Annotated in this window: 31 protein-coding genes; all 31 read right to left on the bottom strand. The window is 68.4% G+C overall.

Annotated features, from left to right (window positions below):
- Nucleotides 1-30: 30 nt before the first annotated feature.
- Nucleotides 31-657, bottom strand: coding sequence for a 30S ribosomal protein S4 (gene rpsD, locus ACGFIZ_RS02705; protein WP_347666548.1), 627 nt, complete (start codon nucleotides 655-657; stop codon nucleotides 31-33).
- Nucleotides 658-671: 14 nt separating this feature from the next.
- Complete coding sequence (gene rpsK / locus ACGFIZ_RS02700; protein ID WP_007073011.1) at nucleotides 672-1079, bottom strand: 30S ribosomal protein S11; 408 nt, start codon at nucleotides 1077-1079, stop codon at nucleotides 672-674.
- A gap of 18 nt (nucleotides 1080-1097) precedes the next feature.
- Nucleotides 1098-1478 carry a 30S ribosomal protein S13 gene (gene rpsM, locus ACGFIZ_RS02695; protein ID WP_007073012.1) on the bottom strand — a complete coding sequence of 127 codons (381 nt, stop codon included), beginning with the start codon at nucleotides 1476-1478 and terminating at the stop codon, nucleotides 1098-1100.
- 251 nt (nucleotides 1479-1729) lie between these two features.
- Nucleotides 1730-1843 (bottom strand): 50S ribosomal protein L36, encoded by a 114-nt coding sequence (gene rpmJ / locus ACGFIZ_RS02690; protein WP_088982067.1) that lies wholly within the window; start codon nucleotides 1841-1843, stop codon nucleotides 1730-1732.
- 98 nt (nucleotides 1844-1941) lie between these two features.
- Complete coding sequence (gene infA, locus ACGFIZ_RS02685; protein WP_007073013.1) at nucleotides 1942-2163, bottom strand: translation initiation factor IF-1; 222 nt, start codon at nucleotides 2161-2163, stop codon at nucleotides 1942-1944.
- 678 nt (nucleotides 2164-2841) lie between these two features.
- Nucleotides 2842-3693 (bottom strand): type I methionyl aminopeptidase, encoded by an 852-nt coding sequence (map, locus tag ACGFIZ_RS02680; protein ID WP_393415043.1) that lies wholly within the window; start codon nucleotides 3691-3693, stop codon nucleotides 2842-2844.
- Nucleotides 3694-3783: 90 nt separating this feature from the next.
- Nucleotides 3784-4437, bottom strand: a complete 654-nt coding sequence (locus ACGFIZ_RS02675) for an adenylate kinase (RefSeq protein WP_347666551.1) — start codon at nucleotides 4435-4437, stop codon at nucleotides 3784-3786.
- Complete coding sequence (gene secY, locus ACGFIZ_RS02670; protein ID WP_393415040.1) at nucleotides 4438-5766, bottom strand: preprotein translocase subunit SecY; 1329 nt, start codon at nucleotides 5764-5766, stop codon at nucleotides 4438-4440.
- A 230-nt stretch (nucleotides 5767-5996) separates the two neighbouring features.
- Complete coding sequence (gene rplO, locus ACGFIZ_RS02665; RefSeq protein WP_393415037.1) at nucleotides 5997-6440, bottom strand: 50S ribosomal protein L15; 444 nt, start codon at nucleotides 6438-6440, stop codon at nucleotides 5997-5999.
- Nucleotides 6440-6622, bottom strand: a complete 183-nt coding sequence (gene rpmD, locus ACGFIZ_RS02660; protein WP_145773670.1) for a 50S ribosomal protein L30 — start codon at nucleotides 6620-6622, stop codon at nucleotides 6440-6442. Before rpmD ends, rplO begins: the two co-directional genes overlap by 1 nt.
- Complete coding sequence (gene rpsE, locus ACGFIZ_RS02655; protein ID WP_067359624.1) at nucleotides 6622-7236, bottom strand: 30S ribosomal protein S5; 615 nt, start codon at nucleotides 7234-7236, stop codon at nucleotides 6622-6624. The genes rpmD and rpsE overlap by 1 nt, the downstream gene beginning before the upstream one ends.
- Nucleotides 7237-7269: 33 nt before the next feature.
- A complete protein-coding gene (rplR, locus tag ACGFIZ_RS02650) occupies nucleotides 7270-7647 on the bottom strand; it encodes a 50S ribosomal protein L18 (protein WP_347666596.1) in 378 nt (125 codons plus the stop codon).
- A gap of 79 nt (nucleotides 7648-7726) precedes the next feature.
- A complete protein-coding gene (gene rplF / locus ACGFIZ_RS02645) occupies nucleotides 7727-8269 on the bottom strand; it encodes a 50S ribosomal protein L6 (protein WP_347666554.1) in 543 nt (180 codons plus the stop codon).
- A gap of 16 nt (nucleotides 8270-8285) precedes the next feature.
- Nucleotides 8286-8693: a 30S ribosomal protein S8 gene (gene rpsH / locus ACGFIZ_RS02640; RefSeq protein ID WP_347666555.1), complete on the bottom strand. Its 408-nt coding sequence runs from the start codon at nucleotides 8691-8693 to the stop codon at nucleotides 8286-8288.
- A 118-nt stretch (nucleotides 8694-8811) separates the two neighbouring features.
- Nucleotides 8812-8997 carry a type Z 30S ribosomal protein S14 gene (locus ACGFIZ_RS02635; protein ID WP_007073023.1) on the bottom strand — a complete coding sequence of 62 codons (186 nt, stop codon included), beginning with the start codon at nucleotides 8995-8997 and terminating at the stop codon, nucleotides 8812-8814.
- Nucleotide 8998: 1 nt separating this feature from the next.
- Nucleotides 8999-9568, bottom strand: coding sequence for a 50S ribosomal protein L5 (rplE, locus tag ACGFIZ_RS02630; protein ID WP_145773674.1), 570 nt, complete (start codon nucleotides 9566-9568; stop codon nucleotides 8999-9001).
- Nucleotides 9568-9888, bottom strand: a complete 321-nt coding sequence (rplX, locus tag ACGFIZ_RS02625) for a 50S ribosomal protein L24 (protein WP_211372506.1) — start codon at nucleotides 9886-9888, stop codon at nucleotides 9568-9570. The genes rplE and rplX overlap by 1 nt, the downstream gene beginning before the upstream one ends.
- Nucleotides 9885-10253 (bottom strand): 50S ribosomal protein L14, encoded by a 369-nt coding sequence (gene rplN / locus ACGFIZ_RS02620; protein WP_007073026.1) that lies wholly within the window; start codon nucleotides 10251-10253, stop codon nucleotides 9885-9887. The genes rplX and rplN overlap by 4 nt, the downstream gene beginning before the upstream one ends.
- A gap of 97 nt (nucleotides 10254-10350) precedes the next feature.
- The gene (rpsQ, locus tag ACGFIZ_RS02615) at nucleotides 10351-10632 is read right to left on the bottom strand and encodes a 30S ribosomal protein S17 (protein ID WP_393415030.1); all 282 of its coding nucleotides are present in this window, start codon (nucleotides 10630-10632) and stop codon (nucleotides 10351-10353) included.
- A complete protein-coding gene (gene rpmC / locus ACGFIZ_RS02610; protein ID WP_347666557.1) occupies nucleotides 10629-10865 on the bottom strand; it encodes a 50S ribosomal protein L29 in 237 nt (78 codons plus the stop codon). Before rpmC ends, rpsQ begins: the two co-directional genes overlap by 4 nt.
- Nucleotides 10865-11290 carry a 50S ribosomal protein L16 gene (gene rplP / locus ACGFIZ_RS02605; protein ID WP_043965519.1) on the bottom strand — a complete coding sequence of 142 codons (426 nt, stop codon included), beginning with the start codon at nucleotides 11288-11290 and terminating at the stop codon, nucleotides 10865-10867. Before rplP ends, rpmC begins: the two co-directional genes overlap by 1 nt.
- A 3-nt stretch (nucleotides 11291-11293) precedes the next feature.
- The gene (gene rpsC / locus ACGFIZ_RS02600; RefSeq protein ID WP_347666558.1) at nucleotides 11294-12160 is read right to left on the bottom strand and encodes a 30S ribosomal protein S3; all 867 of its coding nucleotides are present in this window, start codon (nucleotides 12158-12160) and stop codon (nucleotides 11294-11296) included.
- Nucleotides 12160-12618, bottom strand: a complete 459-nt coding sequence (rplV, locus tag ACGFIZ_RS02595) for a 50S ribosomal protein L22 (RefSeq protein ID WP_145773679.1) — start codon at nucleotides 12616-12618, stop codon at nucleotides 12160-12162. Before rplV ends, rpsC begins: the two co-directional genes overlap by 1 nt.
- A gap of 40 nt (nucleotides 12619-12658) precedes the next feature.
- Nucleotides 12659-12940, bottom strand: a complete 282-nt coding sequence (gene rpsS / locus ACGFIZ_RS02590; RefSeq protein ID WP_145773680.1) for a 30S ribosomal protein S19 — start codon at nucleotides 12938-12940, stop codon at nucleotides 12659-12661.
- 15 nt (nucleotides 12941-12955) lie between these two features.
- On the bottom strand, nucleotides 12956-13795 hold the full coding sequence (gene rplB / locus ACGFIZ_RS02585; protein WP_393415024.1) for a 50S ribosomal protein L2: 840 nt from the start codon (nucleotides 13793-13795) through the stop codon (nucleotides 12956-12958).
- A gap of 12 nt (nucleotides 13796-13807) precedes the next feature.
- Nucleotides 13808-14110 carry a 50S ribosomal protein L23 gene (gene rplW, locus ACGFIZ_RS02580; RefSeq protein ID WP_088982052.1) on the bottom strand — a complete coding sequence of 101 codons (303 nt, stop codon included), beginning with the start codon at nucleotides 14108-14110 and terminating at the stop codon, nucleotides 13808-13810.
- Complete coding sequence (gene rplD / locus ACGFIZ_RS02575; RefSeq protein WP_393415021.1) at nucleotides 14107-14757, bottom strand: 50S ribosomal protein L4; 651 nt, start codon at nucleotides 14755-14757, stop codon at nucleotides 14107-14109. The genes rplW and rplD overlap by 4 nt, the downstream gene beginning before the upstream one ends.
- On the bottom strand, nucleotides 14754-15419 hold the full coding sequence (gene rplC, locus ACGFIZ_RS02570; protein WP_393415018.1) for a 50S ribosomal protein L3: 666 nt from the start codon (nucleotides 15417-15419) through the stop codon (nucleotides 14754-14756). The genes rplD and rplC overlap by 4 nt, the downstream gene beginning before the upstream one ends.
- An 11-nt stretch (nucleotides 15420-15430) precedes the next feature.
- Nucleotides 15431-15739, bottom strand: coding sequence for a 30S ribosomal protein S10 (rpsJ, locus tag ACGFIZ_RS02565; RefSeq protein ID WP_007073037.1), 309 nt, complete (start codon nucleotides 15737-15739; stop codon nucleotides 15431-15433).
- Nucleotides 15740-16093: 354 nt separating this feature from the next.
- Complete coding sequence (gene tuf / locus ACGFIZ_RS02560) at nucleotides 16094-17287, bottom strand: elongation factor Tu (RefSeq protein WP_145773683.1); 1194 nt, start codon at nucleotides 17285-17287, stop codon at nucleotides 16094-16096.
- 223 nt (nucleotides 17288-17510) lie between these two features.
- On the bottom strand, nucleotides 17511-19607 hold the full coding sequence (fusA, locus tag ACGFIZ_RS02555) for an elongation factor G (RefSeq protein ID WP_393415015.1): 2097 nt from the start codon (nucleotides 19605-19607) through the stop codon (nucleotides 17511-17513).
- Nucleotides 19608-19619 lie beyond the last annotated feature (12 nt).

Raw genomic sequence — 19619 nt, 5'->3', positions numbered from 1 at the left:
CCCCTCGGGGCGGGCCACCGCAACGAGCTCTTACTTCGAGTAGAGCTCGACGATCAGCTGCTCCTGGACCTGGGTGTCGATCACCTGGCGGGCCGGGAGCGAGTGCACGAGGATCTTCATCTGGCTGGGGATGGCCTCGAGCCACGCCGGAACGCTGCGGGAGCCGGCCTCGGCCTGCGCCACCAGGAACGGGGTGAGCTCCTTGCTCTTGGCCCGCACCTCGATGATGTCGTGCTCCTTGACGCGGTACGACGGGATGTCGACCTTCTTGCCGTTCACCGTGAAGTGACCGTGCTTGACCAGCTGACGGGCCATGTCCCGGGACTTGGCGAAGCCGGCCCGGTAGACCACGTTGTCCAGCCGCGACTCGAGGATCTGCAGGAGGACCTCACCGGTCTTGGCCTGCTTGGCCACGGCCTCCTCGTAGTAACCGCGGAACTGCTTCTCCAGCACGCCGTACACGCGGCGGGCCTTCTGCTTCTCACGGAGCTGGAGCAGGTACTCCGTCTCCTTGGTGCGGCCGCGGCCGTGCTGCCCGGGCGGGAACGGCCGGGACTCGAACGGGCACTTCGGGCCATCGCACTTGCTGCCCTTGAGGAACAGCTTCATCTTCTCCCGCCGGCAACGGCGGCAGTCAGCACCGGTGTAACGAGCCATCTCTCTCTAACCTCTCAGACCCGGCGACGCTTCGGCGGACGGCACCCGTTGTGCGGCTGCGGGGTCACGTCGGAGATCTGACCGACCTCCAGGCCCACGGCCTGCAGCGAACGGATGGCGGTCTCCCGGCCGGAGCCGGGGCCCTTGACGAACACGTCGACCTTGCGCATGCCGTGCTCCATCGCCCGGCGCGCGGCGGCCTCGGCGGCGAGCTGCGCGGCGAACGGCGTCGACTTGCGGGAGCCCTTGAAGCCCACCTGGCCAGCCGAGGCCCAGGAGATGACGGCACCGGTCGGGTCCGTGATGGACACGATGGTGTTGTTGAAGGTGCTCTTGATGTGCGCCTGCCCGTGGGCGACGTTCTTGCGTTCCTTGCGCCGGACCTTCTTGACGGCGGCTCCGGCACGAGCCTTCGGTGGCATAAGTCTGTGCGCTCCTAATTACTTCTTGCCGGGCTTCTTCTTGCCGGCCACGGTCCGCTTCGGGCCCTTGCGGGTCCGCGCGTTGGTCCGGGTCCGCTGGCCACGCACGGGCAGGCCCCGGCGGTGCCGGATGCCGGCGTAGCAGCCGATCTCGACCTTGCGGCGGATGTCAGCGGCGACCTCGCGGCGCAGGTCACCTTCAACCTTGTAGTTGGCCTCGATGTGGTCGCGGAGCTGAACCAGCTCCTCGTCCGTGAGGTCCCGAGCGCGCTTGTCCGGGGAGATGCCGGTAGCGGCGAGCGTCTCCAGGGCGCGGGTACGACCGACCCCGAAGATGTAGGTGAGCGCGATCTCCATCCGCTTCTCGCGGGGGAGGTCGACGCCGACTAGACGTGCCATGTGCGGGCGTGCTCCTTGTGGTGTCTGGCGGAGGTCTGCACCCGCCCCACCCCGCTCCGGTCGCCTACTCCGGCATGACGCCGGCGACGACCGTTGCCCGAACGGGCCCCGGCCTCCGACCGGGGGTCAACCACGCAGTGGTACGCGACGCGCACCGCTCGCGGCTGGGACGAGCTGATGATGTGTTGGCTGGACCTGCGGCCCGGGCCCGTTCGACCGGCCGTGACGGGTCACGGTCGGCCGGAACCGGATCAGCCCTGGCGCTGCTTGTGGCGCGGGTCGCTGCAGATGATCATGACCCGGCCGTGCCGGCGGATCACCCGGCACTTGTTGCAGATCCGCTTGACGCTCGGCTTGACCTTCACGGTTGCCTTACTTCCCAATCTGGCCCGGAGACGCGACTACGCGCGACACCGGACGTCGAAGACGGACACGGGGACGTCCCGGCCGTCGTCAGGTTCGGTTACTTGTAGCGGTAGACGATGCGCCCGCGGGTCAGGTCGTACGGCGAGAGTTCGACGACGACCCGGTCCTCCGGCAGGATGCGGATGTAGTGCTGCCGCATCTTGCCGCTGATGTGAGCCAGCACCTTGTGACCGTTCGCGAGCTCCACCCGGAACATGGCGTTCGGCAGGGGCTCGATGACCCGACCCTCGATCTCGATGGCTCCGTCTTTTTTCGGCATGTCCTCCGCTGTCCTGACGTCGGTTGCTCCGGATGGCCCACAACGTCTTACACGGGCCACCGAACCTTGATCGGGTGCCCGAGCCAGCCGCGGCTCCGGCCCCACCGAAGCGCAGGGTGGGCATGCCGGAGTGGACGCTGTGCGCCGATCAGAAAGTGTACGCCCGCCTGCACGCCGTCGCCAAACCGACCACCCGACCGGTCACCCGGCCGGAGGAATTCCGGCATCCTGGGACCCACATGGTGACCCGCGTCACATGAGATCCGCCGCTCGCCTGCGCCCCGGGCCGGCCCCGCACCCGGCTTGCGCACTCGGGCCCGCGCCGGGCATGCGCGCTCGGGCCCGCGCCGCCGGCCCCGCACCCGGCTCGCGCACTCGGGCCCGCACCGCCGGCCCCGCACCCGGCTCGCGCACTCGGGCCCGCACCGCCGGCCCCGCACCCGGCTCGCGCACTCGGGCCCGCACCGCCGGCCCCGCACCGGGCATGCGCGCTCGGGCCCGCACCCCGACCCGCGCCGCCGGCCCCGCGCCGGGCTTGCGCGCACTTTCACGGAAACTGTGGCCTCGCCGGGCGCCAGAGGCCACAGTTTCCGTGAAAGTGCCGCCTCGGGCAGCGCCGGCGCGGGGCACCTCTGAGCGACGGCCGTTCGACATCGTCGCGCGGCGCGGGTGGGCTGCTCAGGCCGCCGGCGACTCGGCCGGCTGGAGGGGGGTGACCAGGTCGCCGAGCCGGGCGCGGCCGCCGTCGAACGCCGTCAGCACCCAGACCCCGTCAGGCAGCAGCGCCATCGTGTGCTCGACGTGCACGGCCATCGAGCCGTCCCGGGTGACCACGGTCCAGCCGTCGGCCAGCTCGACCGTACGCGGAGAGCCCATCGTGATCATCGGCTCGATCGCCAGCGCCATGCCGGGCACCAGCCGGGGACCCTTGCCCGGCCGGCCGTGGTTGAGCACGTGCGGGTCCTGGTGCATCTCGGTGCCGATGCCGTGGCCGCCGTACCCGTCGACGATGCCGTACCGGCCGCCCTTGCGGATCGCGTTCTCGACCGCGTGGGAGATGTCCGTCAGCCGGCCCTTGCCGCTTGCGGCACCCCGCGCGGCGGCGGCGATCCCGGCCCACATCGCGTCCTCGGCCACGGCGGCCATCTTCAGCAGCGCCGGGTCGGCCTCCCCCACGCCGACCGTGATCGCCGCGTCGCCGTGCCAGCCGTCCAGGATCGCCCCGCAGTCGATCGAGATCAGGTCGCCCTCGCGGAGCACCTGCTGCGGCGACGGGATCGCGTGCACGACCTGCTCGTTGACGGAGGAGCAGATCGAGGCGGGAAAGCCGTGGTAACCCTTGAACGAGGGGACGGCCCCGGCCTCGCGGATCGTCGACTCGGCGATCGCGTCCAGATCGGCGGTGGTGACCCCGGGGGCGACCGCCTCCCGCATCCGACGCAGCGCCTCGGCGACCACCAGGCCGGCCGCGCGCATCTTCTGGATCTGGTCGGGGGTCTTCAGCTGGATGTCCAGCTGGGGACGACGCATGGAGCCGTTACCTTTCGTCGTACGGGACAGCGGGGCACGTCGGACGTACCCCGCTGTTCGCACTCTATCCGCCGGATTCCCGGCGGTACGTCAGCCGCTGTACGAGCGGAGGGCGTCGATGGCGCGGACGGTGACGTCCTCCACCGGGCCGGTGGCGTCGATGCCCACCAGCTTGCCCTGCGCGCCGTAGTAGTCCACCAGCGGCGCGGTCTTGTCGGCGTACTCCCGGAGCCGGGCCGCGATGGTCTCCGGCTTGTCGTCGTCGCGCTGGAACAGCTCGGCGCCGCAGCGGTCGCAGATGCCGTCCCGGGTCGTCGCGTCGAACTCGACGTGCCAGATCTTGCCGCAGCCGCGGCAGGTACGCCGGCCGGAGAGCCGCCGGATCACCTCGTCGTCGTCGACGACCAACTCCAGGACCAGGTCCAGGGCGGTGCCGAGGTCGGCGAGGAGCTTGTCCAGCGCGGCCGCCTGCGGCGTGGTGCGCGGGAAGCCGTCGAGCAGGAAGCCCTCGGCGGCGTCCGGCTCGGCGAGCCGGTCCCGGACCATATTGATGGTCACCTCGTCGGGGACCAGCTTGCCCGCGTCCATGTACCGCTTGGCCTCGACGCCCAGCGGCGTGCCCTGGGAGACGTTCGCCCGGAAGATGTCACCGGTCGAGATCTTCGGAACCGACAGGTGCGCGGCGATGAACTCCGCCTGTGTGCCCTTGCCCGCGCCCGGCGGGCCAACCAGAACGAGTCGCATCTACCGCAGGAACCCTTCGTAGTTCCGCTGCATGAGTTGGCTCTCGATCTGCTTGGTGGTCTCCAGACCGACGCCAACCATGATCAGCACCGCCGTACCGCCGAACGGGAAGTTCTGGTACTGCTGCTTGTCCAGCCAGATGAAGAAGAAGTTCGGCAGGATCGAGATGACACCGAGGTAGAGCGCACCCGGCAGCGTGATCCGGCTGAGGATGAAGTCGAGGTAGTCGGCGGTCGGCTTGCCGGGGCGGATGCCCGGCACGAAGCCGCCGTACTTCTTCATGTTGTCCGCGACCTCGGTCGGGTTGAACGTGATCGACACGTAGAAGTACGTGAAGAAAATGATCAACAGGAAGTAGACCGAGATGTAGATCGGGCTCGTCGGGTCGACCAGGTTGTTCTGGATCCAGGCCTGGGTCGGGCCCGGGTTGGTCTGGTCGAAGAACTGCAACGCCAGCTGCGGCAGGTAGAGCAGCGAGGAGCCGAAGATTACCGGGATGACACCCGCCTGGTTGACCTTGAGCGGGATGTAGGTCGAGGTGCCGCCGTACATCCGCCGGCCGATCATCCGCTTGGCGTACTGCACCGGGATCCGGCGCTGCGCCTGCTCGATGAAGGTGACCAGGGTGATCACGACCAGGACCAGCACGATCACCAGGAAGAACTTGAACCAGCCCTGGCTCTCCTTGATGTTCCAACCCTCGGCGGGGAGCCGGGCGGCGATCGAGGTGAAGATCAGCACGGACATGCCGTTGCCGACGCCGCGGTCGGTGATCAGCTCGCCGAGCCACATCACCACGCCGGTGCCCGCCGTCATCGTCATGACCAGGACGGCCAGGGTCAGCCAGTCGGGGATGCCGGTGCCCTCGGGGATGATCGGGAACTGGTCGCACTGGTTCTGGAACAGCTGCCCGGAGCGGGCCAGCGCCACGAACGCCGAGGCCTGCAGGACGCCGAGGCCCAGGGTCAGGTAGCGCGTGTACTGGGTGATCTTCGCCTGGCCGGCCTGCCCCTCCTTGCGGAGCTGCTCCAGCCGCGGGATCACCACGGTCAGCAGCTGCAGGATGATCGACGCGGTGATGTAGGGCATGATGCCCAGCGCGAAGACCGAGAGCTGGAGCAGTGCCCCACCGGAGAAGAGGTTGAGCAGGTTCAGCACACCTGTGCTGCCGCCCTGGAGCGTGTCGAGGCACTTCTGCACGTTGCCGTACGACACGCCCGGGCTGGGCAGGGTGGCGCCGAGCCGGTAGACCGCGATGATGCCGACTGTGAACAGCAGCTTCTTGCGCAGGTCAGGCGTACGGAACGCACTGAGAAAGGCGGACAGCAACTTCTTCCTCCTGCGCGAGGCGGGCCGCCGGTGGTCCCTGGCGGGTCGGGGTGGGCCGGGCGGGACGCCCGATATCCATGGCTGGGATGGGACTCTAACAGTCCGACCCCGCTCCGGGCAGGTGTGCCCGGCTACATAAATCGAATCCGATGTTACCCGGCGCACACGGCCCAGGTAGACCATGGCGCCCGCCCAGTTGTGATCAACTGAACGGGCGCCACGGTGCTGCCTTACAGCTCGGTGACCGAGCCGCCGGCGGCGGTGATCTTCTCCTTGGCCGACGCGCTGAACGCGTGCGCCGACACCTGGAGCGCCACGCCACCCAGGTCGCCGGTGCCGAGGACCTTGACCGGCTGGCCCTTGCGGACCGCGCCGGCCTCGACCAGCTCCAGCGGGCCGACCTGGCCGCCGTTGGGGAACAGTTCGGCGAGCCTGTCCAGGTTGACGACCTGGAAGACCACCTTGAACTTGTTCTTGAAGCCCTTCATCTTCGGCAGACGCATGTGGATGGGCATCTGCCCACCCTCGAACGCCGGTGAGATGTTCTTGCGGGCCTTGGAACCCTTGGTACCGCGACCGGCGGTCTTGCCCTTGGAGCCCTCACCGCGACCCACCCGGGTCTTCGGGGTCTTGGCACCGGGCGCCGGGCGCAGGTGGTGGACCTTGATCGTCATTACTCGACCTCCTCGACCTTCACGAGGTGGTTGACCGTGAAGATCATGCCGCGGATCTCCGGCCGGTCCTCCTTGACCACCACGTCGTTGATCCGCTTGAGGCCGAGCGAGCGCAGCGAGTCACGCTGGTTCCGCTTGGCCCCGATCTCGGACCGGACCTGGGTGACCTTCAGGCGAGCCATCAGGACGCCACCCCCGCCCGCGACGCGAGCATGGCGGCCGGCGCGACGTCCTCGACCGGCAGGCCACGACGGGCCGCGACGGCCTCGGGGGACTCCAGCCCCTTCAGCGCCGCCACCGTGGCGTGCACGATGTTGATCGGGTTCGACGACCCGAGGCTCTTGGAGAGCACGTCGTGGATGCCCGCGCACTCCAGGACGGCACGCACCGGGCCACCGGCGATGACGCCCGTACCGGCCGAGGCCGGCTTGAGCAGCACCACGCCGGCGGCGTCCTCGCCCTGCACCGGGTGCGGGATCGAGGCGCCGATCCGCGGCACCTTGAAGAAGTGCTTCTTGGCCTCCTCGACGCCCTTGGCGATCGCCGCGGGCACCTCCTTGGCCTTTCCGTAGCCCACGCCGACGGTGCCGTCGCCGTCGCCCACGATCACCAGGGCGGTGAAGCTGAAGCGACGACCACCCTTCACGACCTTGGCGACGCGGTTGATCGCGACGACCCGCTCGAGGTGCGGGGTCTTCTCGACGGGCGCGTTTCCGCGGCCGCCCTCACGGCGGTTGTCGCGGCGACCACCCTCGTTGCCACCGGACCCGCCGCCACGGCGCTGTTGACCTGGCATCAGCAGCCTTCCTTCTCTCTCGTGACGGGGTTTCTAGAACTCGAGCCCGGCTTCGCGGGCGGCGTCGGCAAGGGCGGCGACCCGCCCCGCGTACCGGTTGCCACCGCGGTCGAAGACGACCTTCGAGACGCCGGCGGCCTTGGCCCGCTCGGCGAGCAGGGCGCCGACCTTGCCGGCCAGGGCGCTCTTGTCGCCCTCGGCACCGCGCAGCGACGCGTCCATGGTCGAGGCCGACGCCAGGGTGTGACCCTTGGTGTCGTCCACGATCTGGGCCACGATGTGCCGCAGCGACCGGGTGACGACCAGGCGGGGACGCTCGGCGGTGCCGCTGATGTTCTTGCGGACCCGGAAGTGCCGACGCGCACGCCCGACGGCGCGCTTGGCGGCAACGCCGCGGCGGCGCTTGAGCAGCGTGGCGCTCACTTCTTACCTGCCTTTCTCACGGCCTCACGGCCGGCGGATGACCTCGCCCTGGTGCTGACGGCCGCGGTCACTTCTTGCCCGCCTTTCCAGCCTTACGGCGGATGACCTCGCCCTGGTACTTCACACCCTTGCCCTTGTAGGGCTCCGGCGGACGGATCTTCCGGATGTTGGCGGCGACCTCACCGACCTGCTGCTTGTCGATGCCGGCCACGTGGAACAGCGTCGGCTTCTCCACCGTGAAGGTGATGCCCTCAGGGGCCGGGACCAGCACCGGGTGCGAGAACCCGAGCGCGAACTCCAGGTCCTTGCCCTTGGCCGTGACGCGGTAACCCGTACCGGCGATCTCCAGGCTCTTCCGGTAGCCCTCGGTGACGCCGACGATCATGTTGGCGACCAGGGTCCGGCTCAGGCCGTGGAGCTCCTTGGCCTTGCGCTCGTCGTTGGGCCGGTTGACGTGCACCTGGCCGTCCTCGCCCCGCTCCGCCGTGATCGGCTCGGCCAGGACGTGCCTAAGCTCGCCCTTCGGGCCCTTGACCGTGACGGTCTGGCCGTCGATCGTGATGTCGACGCCGGCTGGCACCGGGATCGACTTACGTCCAATACGCGACATTTCTACCTGTCTCCCGTTACCAGACGAAGGCGAGGACTTCCCCGCCAACGCTCCGCTTGCGGGCCTGCCGGTCGGTGAGCAGCCCCTGGGACGTCGAAATGATCGCCACGCCCAGCCCGCCGAGCACCCGCGGGAGCCCGTCCGACTTGGCGTAAACCCGGAGACCGGGCTTGGACACGCGCTTGATGCCGGCCAGGCTCCGCTCGCGGTTCTGGCCGTACTTCAGCTCGACGACCAGTCGCTTGCCGACGGCGCCCTCCTCGGGCTCCTCGACCGACCAGGTGCTGATGTAACCCTCGGCCTTCAGGACCTCGGCGATGTTCGCCTTGATCTTCGAGTAGGGCATCGTCACCCGGTCGTGGTACGCCTGGTTGGCGTTACGCAGACGCGTGAGCATGTCTGCGATCGGGTCGGTCATCGTCATGGATTTCGTCAGCCTTTCTCGCCGGGGTTCCCGGGGCGGTGAGCCCCGGGCCTACGGCGAAGAGCAATACGTGATCGGTGCAAGGGGGCCCCGGCCGTCGACCGGGGCGCGGCAGCCCTTACCAGGAAGCCTTGGACACGCCCGGCAGCTCACCGCGGTGGGCCATCTCCCGGATGCAGACCCGGCAGAGACCGAACTTGCGGTAGACCGCCTTGGGACGCCCGCACCGCTGGCAGCGGGTGTACGCGCGAACCGAGAACTTCGGCTTCGCGGCCGCCTTGAGGATCAGCGCCTTCTTGGCCATCTCAGTTCTCCTTGAACGGGAAGCCCAGGAGCTTCAGCAGCGCCCGGCCCTCGTCGTCGGTCGTGGCGGTCGTGACCACCGTGATGTCCATGCCCCGCTGCCGATCGATCTTGTCCTGGTCGATCTCGTGGAACACCGACTGCTCGGTCAGGCCGAACGTGTAGTTGCCGTGCCCGTCGAGCTTGCGCCCGTCCAGACCGCGGAAGTCACGGATACGCGGCAGCGCGATCGACAGCAGCCGGTCCAGGAACTCCCACATCCGGTCGCCGCGCAGGGTGACCTTCGCGCCGATCGGCATGCCCTCGCGGAGCTTGAACTGCGCGATCGACTTGGTCGCCCGGCGCACCTGCGGCTTCTGACCGGTGATGGTGGCCAGGTCGCGGACGGCGCCGTCGATCAGCTTGGCGTCCCGGGCGGCCTCGCCGACACCCATGTTCACGACGATCTTGACCAGCCGCGGCACCTGCATCGGGTTGCCGTAGTTGTGCTGCTCCTGCAGCTTGGCCACGATCTCGTTGCGGTACCGCTCCTTGAGGCGCGGCATGGTCTTGGTTTCGGTAGCCGTGGTCATCACAGGTCCTTACCGGTGCTACGCGCGATGCGAACCTTCTGGCCGTTCTCGTCGAACCGGTACCCGACGCGGGTCGGGTTGCCGTCGGAGTCCAGGACCTGCACGTTCGAGACGTGGATCGGGGCCTCCTGGGTGACGATGCCACCGGTCTTGGCGCCACGCTGGGTGGTGCTGATGCGGGTGTGCTTCTTGACCCGGTTCACGCCCTCGACCAGGACCTTGTCCTGCCGCGGGTAGGCCGCGATGACCTTGCCCTTGGCGCCCTTGTCCTTGCCGGCGATGACGACGACCGTGTCGCCCTTCTTGACCTTCACGGTCACAACACCTCCGGCGCGAGGGAAATGATCTTCATGAACCGCTTGTCCCGCAGCTCACGACCCACCGGGCCGAAGATACGGGTGCCGCGCGGGTCCCCGCCGTCCTTGATGATGACGGCGGCGTTCTCGTCGAAGCGGATGTACGAGCCGTCCGGCCGCCGCTTCTCCTTGGCGGTGCGGACGACGACAGCCTTGACGACGTCGCCCTTCTTCACACCGGCACCCGGGATCGCGTCCTTGACCGTGGCCACAATGACGTCGCCGATGCTCGCGTAGCGCCGACCGGAGCCACCGAGAACCCGGATGCACAGGATCTCCCGGGCACCCGTGTTGTCGGCGACGCGCAGTCGCGACTCCTGCTGAATCACGTCTATCTCCTATGTCTGCCGGTTCTCCGGCCGCCTGTCGCGGCCGGAGCCTGGCGGAACCTGCGCCCGGCTGACGCCGGGCGAGCTCGAGCCTTCGCTACTTGGCCTTTTCCAGGATCTCCACGAGCCGCCACCGCTTGGTGGCCGACAGCGGCCGGGTCTCCATGATCAGGACCCGGTCGCCGATGCCGGCGGAGTTCTGCTCGTCGTGCACCTTCAGCTTGCTGGTCCGGCGCATGATCTTGCCGTACAGCGCGTGCTTGACCCGGTCCTCGACCTCGACGACGACGGTCTTGTCCATCTTGTCGCTGACCACGAGGCCCTCGCGAACCTTCCGGCGGGCCCGCGCGGTGGCGGTGGTGGTGGTGTTCTCACTCATGACGCAGTCACCTCAGTCGGCGCGGCCGAGAGACCCAGCTCGCGCTCACGCATGATCGTGTAGATCCGGGCGATCTCCCGACGGATGACCTGCAGCCGCCGGTTGTTGTCCAGCTGACCGGTTGCGGCCTGCACGCGGAGGTTGAACAGCTCCGCCTTGGCCTCGCGCAGCTTCGTGACCAGCTCCTCGTCGGAGTGCTCACGCAGCTCGGAGGCCTTAACGCCCGCTGCCATCAGGATTCACCCACTTCGCGCGTAACAATGCGGCACTTCATCGGGAGCTTGTGGATCGCGCGACGCATCGCCTCTCGCGCGATCTGCTCGTTGGGGAAGGACATCTCGAAGAGGATCCGCCCCGGCTTGACGTTGGCGACCCACCACTCGGGCGAGCCCTTACCGGAACCCATTCGGGTTTCCGCCGGCTTCTTGGTCAGGGCCTGGTCCGGGAAGATCGAGATCCAGACCTTGCCGCCACGCTTGATGTGACGGGTCATCGCGATACGCGCCGACTCGATCTGCCGGTTGGTCACGTACGCCGGCTCGAGAGCCTGGATCCCGAACTCACCGAACACCACCCGGTTGCCGCCCTTGGACGCGCCGTGGCGGTCCGGGTGGTGCGGCTTGCGGAAGCCCTTCGGGGGCTTGCGCGGCATCAGCATCTGTCAGCCCTCCTGCTGCGTTTCTGCCGGAGTCGAAGCGGCCGAGGAGACAGCAGCGCTGTCGATCGGCTCGCCGCTCGGCGTCTCGGCCTGCTGCGCGATGGTGGTCGCGGCAGCCCGGCCGGCCTCGGTGCCACCGGCGGTCGTGCCGGCGGAGCCGGACCGACCACGGCGCGGCCGCTCGGGGCGGTCGCCGCGCTCACGGCGCGGGCGCGACGGAGCCTCGGCCGGGGTCTCCCGACCCGGCACCGCGTCACCCTTGTAGATCCAGACCTTCACGCCGATACGGCCGAAGGTGGTACGGGCCTCGAAGAAGCCGTACTCGATGTTGGCCCGCAGCGTGTGCAGCGGGACGCGACCCTCGCGGTAGAACTCCGTCCGGCTCATCTCGGCGCCGCCGAGGCGACCCGAGACCTGAACCCGGATGCCCTTGCAGACCGGGTTCTTCATCGCCGACTGCATCGCCTTGCGCATGGCCCGACGGAAGCTGACCCGGCTGGAGAGCTGCTCGGCGACGCCCTGGGCGACCAGCTGCGCGTCCGACTCGGGGTTCTTGACCTCGATGATGTTCAGCTGCACCTGCTTGCCGGTGAGCTTCTCCAGCTCGCCGCGGATCCGGTCGGCCTCCGCGCCCTTACGGCCGATGACGATGCCCGGCCGGGCGGTGTGGATGTCGACCCGGACCCGGTCGCGGGTGCGCTCGATGTCGACCTTCGAGATGCCGGCCCGCTCCAGCCCCTTGGACATCATCCGGCGGATCTTGACGTCCTCGCCGATGTAGTCCTTGTAGAGCTTGTCGGTGAACCAGCGGGACTTCCAGTCGGTCGAGATGCCGAGCCGGAACCCAGTGGGGTGAACCTTCTGACCCATTACTCGGCACCCTCCGTCGTGCTCTGCGCTTCCGCCGGCTCGGCCTGCTTCGCCGGGGCCGCCTTCTTCGCCGCCGCCTTCTTCGGCGCGGCCGGCGCCACCGCCTCGACCGCCACGGTGATGTGACAGGTCCGCTTGCGGATCCGGTACGCCCGGCCCTGCGCCCGCGGCCGGAACCGCTTCATCGTCGGGCCCTCGTCGACGAACGCCTCGCTGACGAGCAGCGCGTCGGGGTCCAGCCGCTCGTTGTTCTCCGCGTTGGCGATCGCGCTCGCGAGCACCTTGTACACCTGCTCGCTCGCAGCCTGCGGCGCGAACTGCAGCACCGTGAGCGCCTCCTTCGCGGGCAGGCCGCGGACGAGGTTGACCACCCGGCGCGCCTTCATCGGCGAGATGCGCACGTGCCGCGCAACCGCCCGCGCGCCCGGAAGCACCGGAGCGTCGCCCTTTCCTGGCATCGCTGTAACCCCTTGTTCCTCTATCCGTATGCCCGCGGCGTCAGCGCCGGCGGCTCTTCCGGTCGTCCTTCTCGTGACCCTTGAACGTGCGGGTCAGCGCGAACTCGCCGAGCTTGTGCCCGACCATCGCCTCGGTGATGAACACCGGGACGTGCTTGCGCCCGTCGTGCACGGCGATCGTGTGGCCGAGCATCTCGGGGATGATCGTCGAGCGCCGCGACCAGGTCTTGATGACGTTCTTCGAGCCCTTGTCGTTCTGCGTCTCCACCTTCTTGAGCAGGTGGTCGTCGACGAACGGGCCCTTCTTCAGGCTGCGAGGCATAAGTCAGCTCTCCTGTTAGCCGCGCTTGCGGGTGGCATAGCGGCGGCGGACGATCAGCCGGTCACTCGGCTGGCCCTTACGACGGGTGCGGCCCTCGGGCTTACCCTGGGGGTTGACCGGGTGGCGACCACCGGAGGTCTTACCCTCACCACCACCGTGCGGGTGGTCGACCGGGTTCATGGCGACACCACGGACGGTCGGGCGCTTGCCCTTCCACCGCATACGGCCAGCCTTGCCCCAGTTGATGTTCGACTGGTCGGCGTTGCCGATCTCGCCGATGCTGGCGCGGCAGCGCACGTCGACCCGCCGGATCTCGCCGGACGGCATGCGGAGGGTGGCGTACGCGCCCTCGCGGCCGAGCAGCTGGATGCCGACGCCGGCCGAGCGGGCCAGCTTGGCGCCGCCGCCCGGACGCAGCTCCACGTTGTGGATCGTGGTACCGACCGGGATGTTGCGCAGCGGCAGGTTGTTGCCCGGCTTGATGTCGGCGCCCGGGCCCGACTCGACGGCGTCGCCCTGCTTCAGGTCCTTCGGCGCGATGATGTAGCGCTTCTCGCCGTCGGCGTAGTGCAGCAGCGCGATGCGCGCGGTGCGGTTCGGGTCGTACTCGATGTGGGCGACCTTCGCCGGGATGCCGTCCTTGTCGACCCGCTTGAAGTCGATCAGACGGTACTGGCGCTTGTGGCCGCCACCGTGGTGCCGCGTGGTGATCCGGCCGTGGGCGTTGCGACCGCCCTTCTTCGGCAGCGGCACCAGCAGCGACTTCTCGGGCGTCGACCGGGTGATCTCGGCGAAGTCGGCGACGCTCGAGCCACGCCGGCCCGGCGTCGTCGGCTTGTACTTACGGATAGCCATTGTCTACACCCCTCAGCTGACCGGGCCGCCGAAGGCCTCGATACGGTCACCGTCAGCCAGCTTCACCATCGCCCGCTTGGTGGCCTTGCGCTGACCGAAGCCGGTCTTGGTGCGCTTGCGCTTGCCCTCGCGGTTGAGCGTGTTGACCGTCAGGACGCGGACGTTGAAGATCTGCTGGATAGCGATCTTGATCTCGGTCTTGTTGGCGTCCGGGTGCACCAGGAAGGTGTACCAGTTGCGGTTCAGCTCGCTGTAGCTCTTCTCCGAGACGACCGGCGCCACGATGATGTCGCGCGGGTCGGCGATCGTGCTCACTTGCCACCCTCCTCGGTGGTCTCGGCGGGCACGCCGAGGAACTCGTCCAGGGCGTCCTTGGTGAAGACCACGTCGTCGGCCACCAGCACGTCGTACGTGTTGAGCTGGCCGGCCTCGATCAGGTGCACCCGCGGCTCGTTGCGCAGCGACACCCAGTTCAGCTCGTCGGTGCTGCTCAGCACGACCAGGACCCGACGGGCCTCGGTCGCCTTGGCCAGCGCGGCCAGGGCTGCCTTGGTCGACGGCTTCTCGCCCGAGACGAACGTCTCGACGACGTGCACCTGGCCTGCGCGGGCCCGGTCGGAGAGGGCGCCACGCAGGGCGGCGGCCTTCATCTTCTTCGGGGTCCGCTGGCTGTAGTCGCGCGGCACCGGGCCGTGGACCACGCCACCGCCGGCGAACTGCGGCGCGCGGATCGAGCCCTGCCGGGCGCGACCGGTGCCCTTCTGCTTGTACGGCTTCTTGCCGCCGCCGGCGACCTCACCGCGGGTCTTCGTCTTGTGCGTGCCCTGGCGCGCGGCCGCGAGCTGGGCCACCACGACCTGGTGCATCAGCGCGATGTTGGCCTGGACGTCGAAGACGTCGCCCGGCAGCTCGACGGAGCCGGTCTTGGTGCCTTCGACGTTGAGGACGTCAACGGTGGTCACTTGGCCGCACCGCCCTTCTTCGCCTTGGTCTTGGCCGCGGTACGGACCAGGACCAGCGCGCCCTTGGGACCGGGGATGGCACCGCGGACGAGCAGGAGGTTGTTCTCGGTGTCGACCGCCTGGACGGTCAGGTTCTGGACGGTGTAGCGCACGCCACCCATCCGGCCCGCCATCCGGGTGCCCTTGAAGACGCGACCCGGGGTGGCGCAGGCGCCGATCGAGCCCGGCGAGCGGTGCTTGCGCTCGACACCGTGGCTGGCGCGCAGACCGTGGAAACCGTGCCGCTTCATCGGGCCGGCGTAGCCCTTGCCCTTGGTCTTGCCGGTGACGTCGATGCTGATGCCGGCCGGGAACTCCTCGACCGTGACCTCCTGGCCCGGCGAGTAGTCCGCGGCGTCCGCGGTCCGCAGCTCGACGATGTGCCGGCGCGGCGCGACGTCCGCCTTCGCGAAGTGTCCGCCGATCGGCTTCTTGACCTTGCGCGGGTCGATCGCGCCGTACGCCAGCTGGATCGCCGAGTAGCCGTCCTTCTCGGCGCTACGAACCTGGCTCACGACGCACGGGCCGGCCTGAACCACGGTCACGGGGACAACGCGGTTGTTGTCCCAGACCTGGGTCATGCCGAGCTTTGCGCCCAGGATCCCCTTGACTTGCCTGTCCATTTGTCCGGTCCCTACAGCTTGATCTCGATGTCGACGCCAGCCGGCAGGTCGAGGCGCATGAGCGAGTCGACCGTCTTGGGGGTCGGGTCGATGATGTCGATCAGCCGCTTGTGCGTACGCATCTCGAAGTGCTCGCGCGAGTCCTTGTACTTGTGCGGCGAGCGGATGACGCAGAAACGGTTGATCTCCGTGGGCAGCGGCACCGGGCCAGCGACCTGCGCCCCGGTACGCGTCACCGTCTCGACGATCTTCCGAGCCGAGGAGTCGACGACCTCGTGGTCATAGGCCTTGAGCCGGATGCGGATCTTCTGTCCCGCCATGGTGGCTTCTGTTCCTTCTCTCGATGCCGCTGTGTTGCGGGCGCCTGCGCCGGCTGGCACAGGCCCACTTCGCCGACCCCCGCGGTCGGGCGTGTCGCGCCCTCGGGCCGGGCTCCGCCCCAGAGTCCCGGAGCTTTACCGACCACGCGATGGGTCAGGGCGCCGATCGCGGTCACCGCGACCCGGACGCCGTGCGAGGGTGGTTGGCCGCCAGGGGCAGGCCAACCACCCTACGCGCGACCGTTCTACGACCCGGAGGTCCAGCGGATGCCGGACACGGGCGATGAACCGTCGTTACGCAACCTGACTAGTATGCCGCACGACCCGCGGCAACGCTAATCGGGGTTACCCAGCTCACTTGATGATCTTGGTGACGCGACCCGCGCCGACCGTACGGCCACCCTCCCGGATCGCAAACTTGAGGTTCTCCTCCATCGCGATGGGCTGGATCAGCTTCACGGTCATCGTGGTGTTGTCGCCCGGCATGACCATCTCGGTGCCCTCGGGCAGGGTGACGACACCGGTGACGTCCGTGGTCCGGAAGTAGAACTGCGGACGGTAGTTCTGGAAGAACGGGGTGTGCCGGCCGCCCTCCTCCTTGGAGAGGATGTAGACCGTCGCCTCGAACTCCGTGTGCGGGGTGCTGGTGCCCGGCTTGACGACGACCATGCCGCGCTCGACGTCCTCGCGCTTGATGCCACGCAGCAGCAGACCGACGTTCTCGCCCGCGCGGGCCTCGTCGAGCAGCTTGCGGAACATCTCGATGCCGGTGCAGACCGTCTTCTGCGACTTCTCGCGGATGCCGACGATCTCCACCTCCTCGTTCGGCTTGAGGATGCCGCGCTCCGCGCGACCGGTGACGACCGTGCCACGACCGGTGATCGTGAAGACGTCCTCGATCGGCATGAGGAACGGCTTCTCGGTCTCGCGCTCCGGCTGCGGGATCGCGGTGTCGACGGCGTTCATCAGGTCCAGGAGCTTGCTGGTCCACTCCGGGTCACCCTCGAGGGCCTTCAGCGCCGAGACCCGGACGACCGGCAGGTCGTCACCCGGGTACTCCTGCGCCGACAGCAGCTCACGGACCTCGAGCTCGACGAGCTCCAGGAGCTCCTCGTCGTCGACCATGTCGCTCTTGTTGAGCGCCACGACGATGTACGGCACGCCGACCTGGCGGGCCAGCAGCACGTGCTCGCGGGTCTGCGGCATCGGGCCGTCGGTCGCCGCGACCACCAGGATCGCGCCGTCCATCTGGGCGGCACCGGTGATCATGTTCTTGATGTAGTCGGCGTGACCGGGGCAGTCGACGTGCGCGTAGTGCCGCGCCTCGGTCTGGTACTCGACGTGCGCGATGGAGATGGTGATACCGCGGGCCTTCTCCTCCGGCGCCTTGTCGATCTCGTCGAACGGCGTGTACGGGTTCAGGTCCGGGAACTGGTCGTGCAGGACCTTGGTGATGGCCGCCGTCAGCGTCGTCTTACCGTGGTCGATGTGACCAATGGTGCCGATGTTGACGTGCGGCTTAGTCCGCTCGAACTTCGCCTTCGCCACTGGTGTCCTCCTGTGGACTTTCTTGGTTCGTTCGCCCCGGCGCGCCGGTCGGCGCTTAGGACTCTGTCGACAGCCTTTCCGGCCTGACGGCCGGAGAGCCTTTGTGGGTTCTGCGGCGGTGAAGCCTACAGGCCCGGTCTCACGCAACCCGACCGAGGTGGCCGCGGGCGAGGGGCCCTCCCCCGCGACCCACCTCGGACCATCGGATCAACTCAGGTGAGCGTCACTCACCAGTCGCCTTGGCGATGATCTCCTTCGCCACCGAGGCCGGAACCTCGGCGTACGAGTCGAACTGCATGCTGTAGCTAGCCCGGCCCTGGGTCTTCGACCGCAGGTCGCCGACGTAGCCGAACATCTCCGACAACGGCACCAGGGCGCGGACGACGCGGGCACCGCCGCGCTCCTCCATCGCCTGGATGATGCCACGGCGGGAGTTGAGGTCGCCGATGACGTCACCCATGTTCTCCTCAGGAGTGGTGACCTCAACGGCCATCATCGGCTCGAGCAGCGCCGGGTCGGCCTTGCGGGCCGCCTCCTTCAGCGCCATCGAACCGGCGATCTTGAACGCCATCTCGGACGAGTCGACCTCGTGGTACTGACCGTCCACCAGCGTCAGCTTCACGCCGACCAGCGGGAAGCCCGCCAGGATGCCGTACTGCATGGCGTCCTGAGCGCCCGCGTCCACCGAGGGGATGAACTCCCTGGGGATACGGCCACCGGTGACGGCGTTGGCGAACTCGTACGTCGGGGAGTCGTTGTCCAGCGGCAGCGGCTCCAGGGTGATGATCACCCGGGCGTACTGGCCGGAACCACCGGTCTGCTTCTTGTGGGTGAACTCGACCTTCTCCACCTTGCGGCGGATGGTCTCGCGGTACGCCACCTGCGGCTTACCGATGTTCGCCTCGACGTTGAACTCGCGGCGCATCCGGTCGACCAGGATGTCCAGGTGCAGCTCGCCCATGCCGGAGATGACCGTCTGGCCGGTCTCCTCGTCCAGCTTGACGCGGAAGGTCGGGTCCTCCTCGGCCAGCCGCTGGATGGCGGTGCTGAGCTTCTCCTGGTCGGCCTTGGTCTTCGGCTCGATGGCGACCTCGATGACCGGCTCCGGGAAGGTCATCGACTCCAGGATGACCGGGTTGGCCGGGTCGCACAGCGTGTCACCGGTGGTGGTCTGCTTCAGACCCTGGACCGCGATGATGTCGCCAGCCTTGGCGGAGCTGCGCTCCTCCCGCTTGTTGGCGTGCATCTGGTAGATCTTGCCGATCCGCTCCTTGCGGTCCTTGGTGGAGTTGACCACCTGGGACCCGGACTCGACCACGCCGGAGTACACCCGGACGTAGGTGAGCTTGCCGAGGTGCTTGTCGGTCTGGATCTTGAAGGCCAGGCCGGAGAACGGCTCGGACGTCGACGGCTTCCGCTGCATCGGGGTCTCGCCGTCGGTCGCGGTGCCCTCGATCGCCGGGATGTCCAGCGGCGACGGCAGGTAGTCGACCACGGCGTCGAGCATCGGCTGGACGCCCTTGTTCTTGAACGCGGAGCCGCAGAGCACCGGGTTGGCCTTGCCGCCGATGGTGGCCCGACGGATGGCGGCCTTGATCTCCTCGACGGAGATCTCCTCGCCCTCCAGGTACTTCTCCATCACCGCGTCGTCGACGTCGGCCAGGGTCTCCATCAGCTTCTCGCGCCACTCCGCGGCGGAGTCGGCGAGGTCGGCCGGGATCTCCTCGATCGCGTAGTCCTCGCCCTTCTGGGTCTCCCCACGCCAGGTGAGGGCGCGCATGCCGATCAGGTCGACGACGCCGATGTGGTCGGCCTCGGTCCCGATCGGGATCTGGAGCACCAGCGGGGTGGCGTTGAGCCGGTCGATCATCATCTGGACGCAGCGGAAGAAGTCCGCGCCGGTCCGGTCGAGCTTGTTGACGAAGCACATCCGGGGAACGTTGTACTTGTCCGCCTGACGCCAGACGTTCTCCGTCTGCGGCTCCACGCCGGCGACACCGTCGTAGACCGCGACCGCACCGTCCAGCACCCGCAGCGACCGCTCGACCTCGACCGTGAAGTCGACGTGGCCGGGCGTGTCGATGATCTGGATCGTGTGGCCCTTCCACTCACACTTGGTGGCAGCGGAGGTGATGGTGATACCACGCTCCTGCTCCTGCTCCATCCAGTCCATGACGGCAGCGCCCTCGTGGACCTCACCGATCTTGTACGTGATACCGGTGTAGAACAGGATCCGCTCGGTGGTCGTGGTCTTACCGGCATCGATGTGCGCCATGATGCCGATGTTGCGTACGTTGGCGAGCGCGTCTGCGGCGGCCACTTCAATCCCTAC

The organism is Micromonospora sp. NPDC048830, from assembly GCF_043198215.1.
Classification (GTDB): Bacteria; Actinomycetota; Actinomycetes; order Mycobacteriales; family Micromonosporaceae; genus Micromonospora.
Note: the sequence above shows the minus strand (reverse complement) of the source record. Positions and strands in the feature narration are given on the sequence as shown.

Bases quoted from the DNA above. Each gene is read 5' to 3' on its own strand.
- ACGFIZ_RS02635 (WP_007073023.1), bottom strand. From the start codon at position 8,997: ATGGCCAAGAAGGCGCTGATCCTCAAGGCGGCCGCGAAGCCGAAGTTC.
- rpsE (WP_067359624.1), bottom strand. From the start codon at position 7,236: ATGCCAGGTCAACAGCGCCGTGGCGGCGGGTCCGGTGGCAACGAGGGT.
- infA (WP_007073013.1), bottom strand. From the start codon at position 2,163: ATGCCGAAAAAAGACGGAGCCATCGAGATCGAGGGTCGGGTCATCGAG.
- rpmC (WP_347666557.1), bottom strand. From the start codon at position 10,865: ATGGCAGCGGGCGTTAAGGCCTCCGAGCTGCGTGAGCACTCCGACGAG.
- rplE (WP_145773674.1), bottom strand. From the start codon at position 9,568: ATGACCACGGCTACCGAAACCAAGACCATGCCGCGCCTCAAGGAGCGG.
- rpsS (WP_145773680.1), bottom strand. From the start codon at position 12,940: ATGCCTCGCAGCCTGAAGAAGGGCCCGTTCGTCGACGACCACCTGCTC.
- map (WP_393415043.1), bottom strand. From the start codon at position 3,693: ATGCGTCGTCCCCAGCTGGACATCCAGCTGAAGACCCCCGACCAGATC.
- rplC (WP_393415018.1), bottom strand. From the start codon at position 15,419: ATGGACAGGCAAGTCAAGGGGATCCTGGGCGCAAAGCTCGGCATGACC.
- rpsH (WP_347666555.1), bottom strand. From the start codon at position 8,693: ATGACGATGACCGACCCGATCGCAGACATGCTCACGCGTCTGCGTAAC.
- rplB (WP_393415024.1), bottom strand. From the start codon at position 13,795: ATGGCTATCCGTAAGTACAAGCCGACGACGCCGGGCCGGCGTGGCTCG.
- rplO (WP_393415037.1), bottom strand. From the start codon at position 6,440: ATGACGATCAAGGTCCACCACCTGCGCCCGGCGCCCGGTGCCAAGACC.
- rplF (WP_347666554.1), bottom strand. From the start codon at position 8,269: ATGTCGCGTATTGGACGTAAGTCGATCCCGGTGCCAGCCGGCGTCGAC.
- rpsD (WP_347666548.1), bottom strand. From the start codon at position 657: ATGGCTCGTTACACCGGTGCTGACTGCCGCCGTTGCCGGCGGGAGAAG.
- rpsM (WP_007073012.1), bottom strand. From the start codon at position 1,478: ATGGCACGTCTAGTCGGCGTCGACCTCCCCCGCGAGAAGCGGATGGAG.
- rpsK (WP_007073011.1), bottom strand. From the start codon at position 1,079: ATGCCACCGAAGGCTCGTGCCGGAGCCGCCGTCAAGAAGGTCCGGCGC.
- rpsJ (WP_007073037.1), bottom strand. From the start codon at position 15,739: ATGGCGGGACAGAAGATCCGCATCCGGCTCAAGGCCTATGACCACGAG.
- rpmD (WP_145773670.1), bottom strand. From the start codon at position 6,622: ATGGCTCGCCTGAAGGTCACCCAGGTCCGGTCCGAGATCGGGGCCAAG.
- ACGFIZ_RS02675 (WP_347666551.1), bottom strand. From the start codon at position 4,437: ATGCGACTCGTTCTGGTTGGCCCGCCGGGCGCGGGCAAGGGCACACAG.
- rplP (WP_043965519.1), bottom strand. From the start codon at position 11,290: ATGCTGATGCCGCGCAAGCCCCCGAAGGGCTTCCGCAAGCCGCACCAC.
- rpsC (WP_347666558.1), bottom strand. From the start codon at position 12,160: ATGGGTCAGAAGGTTCACCCCACTGGGTTCCGGCTCGGCATCTCGACC.
- rplV (WP_145773679.1), bottom strand. From the start codon at position 12,618: ATGCCAGGAAAGGGCGACGCTCCGGTGCTTCCGGGCGCGCGGGCGGTT.
- rpsQ (WP_393415030.1), bottom strand. From the start codon at position 10,632: ATGAGTGAGAACACCACCACCACCGCCACCGCGCGGGCCCGCCGGAAG.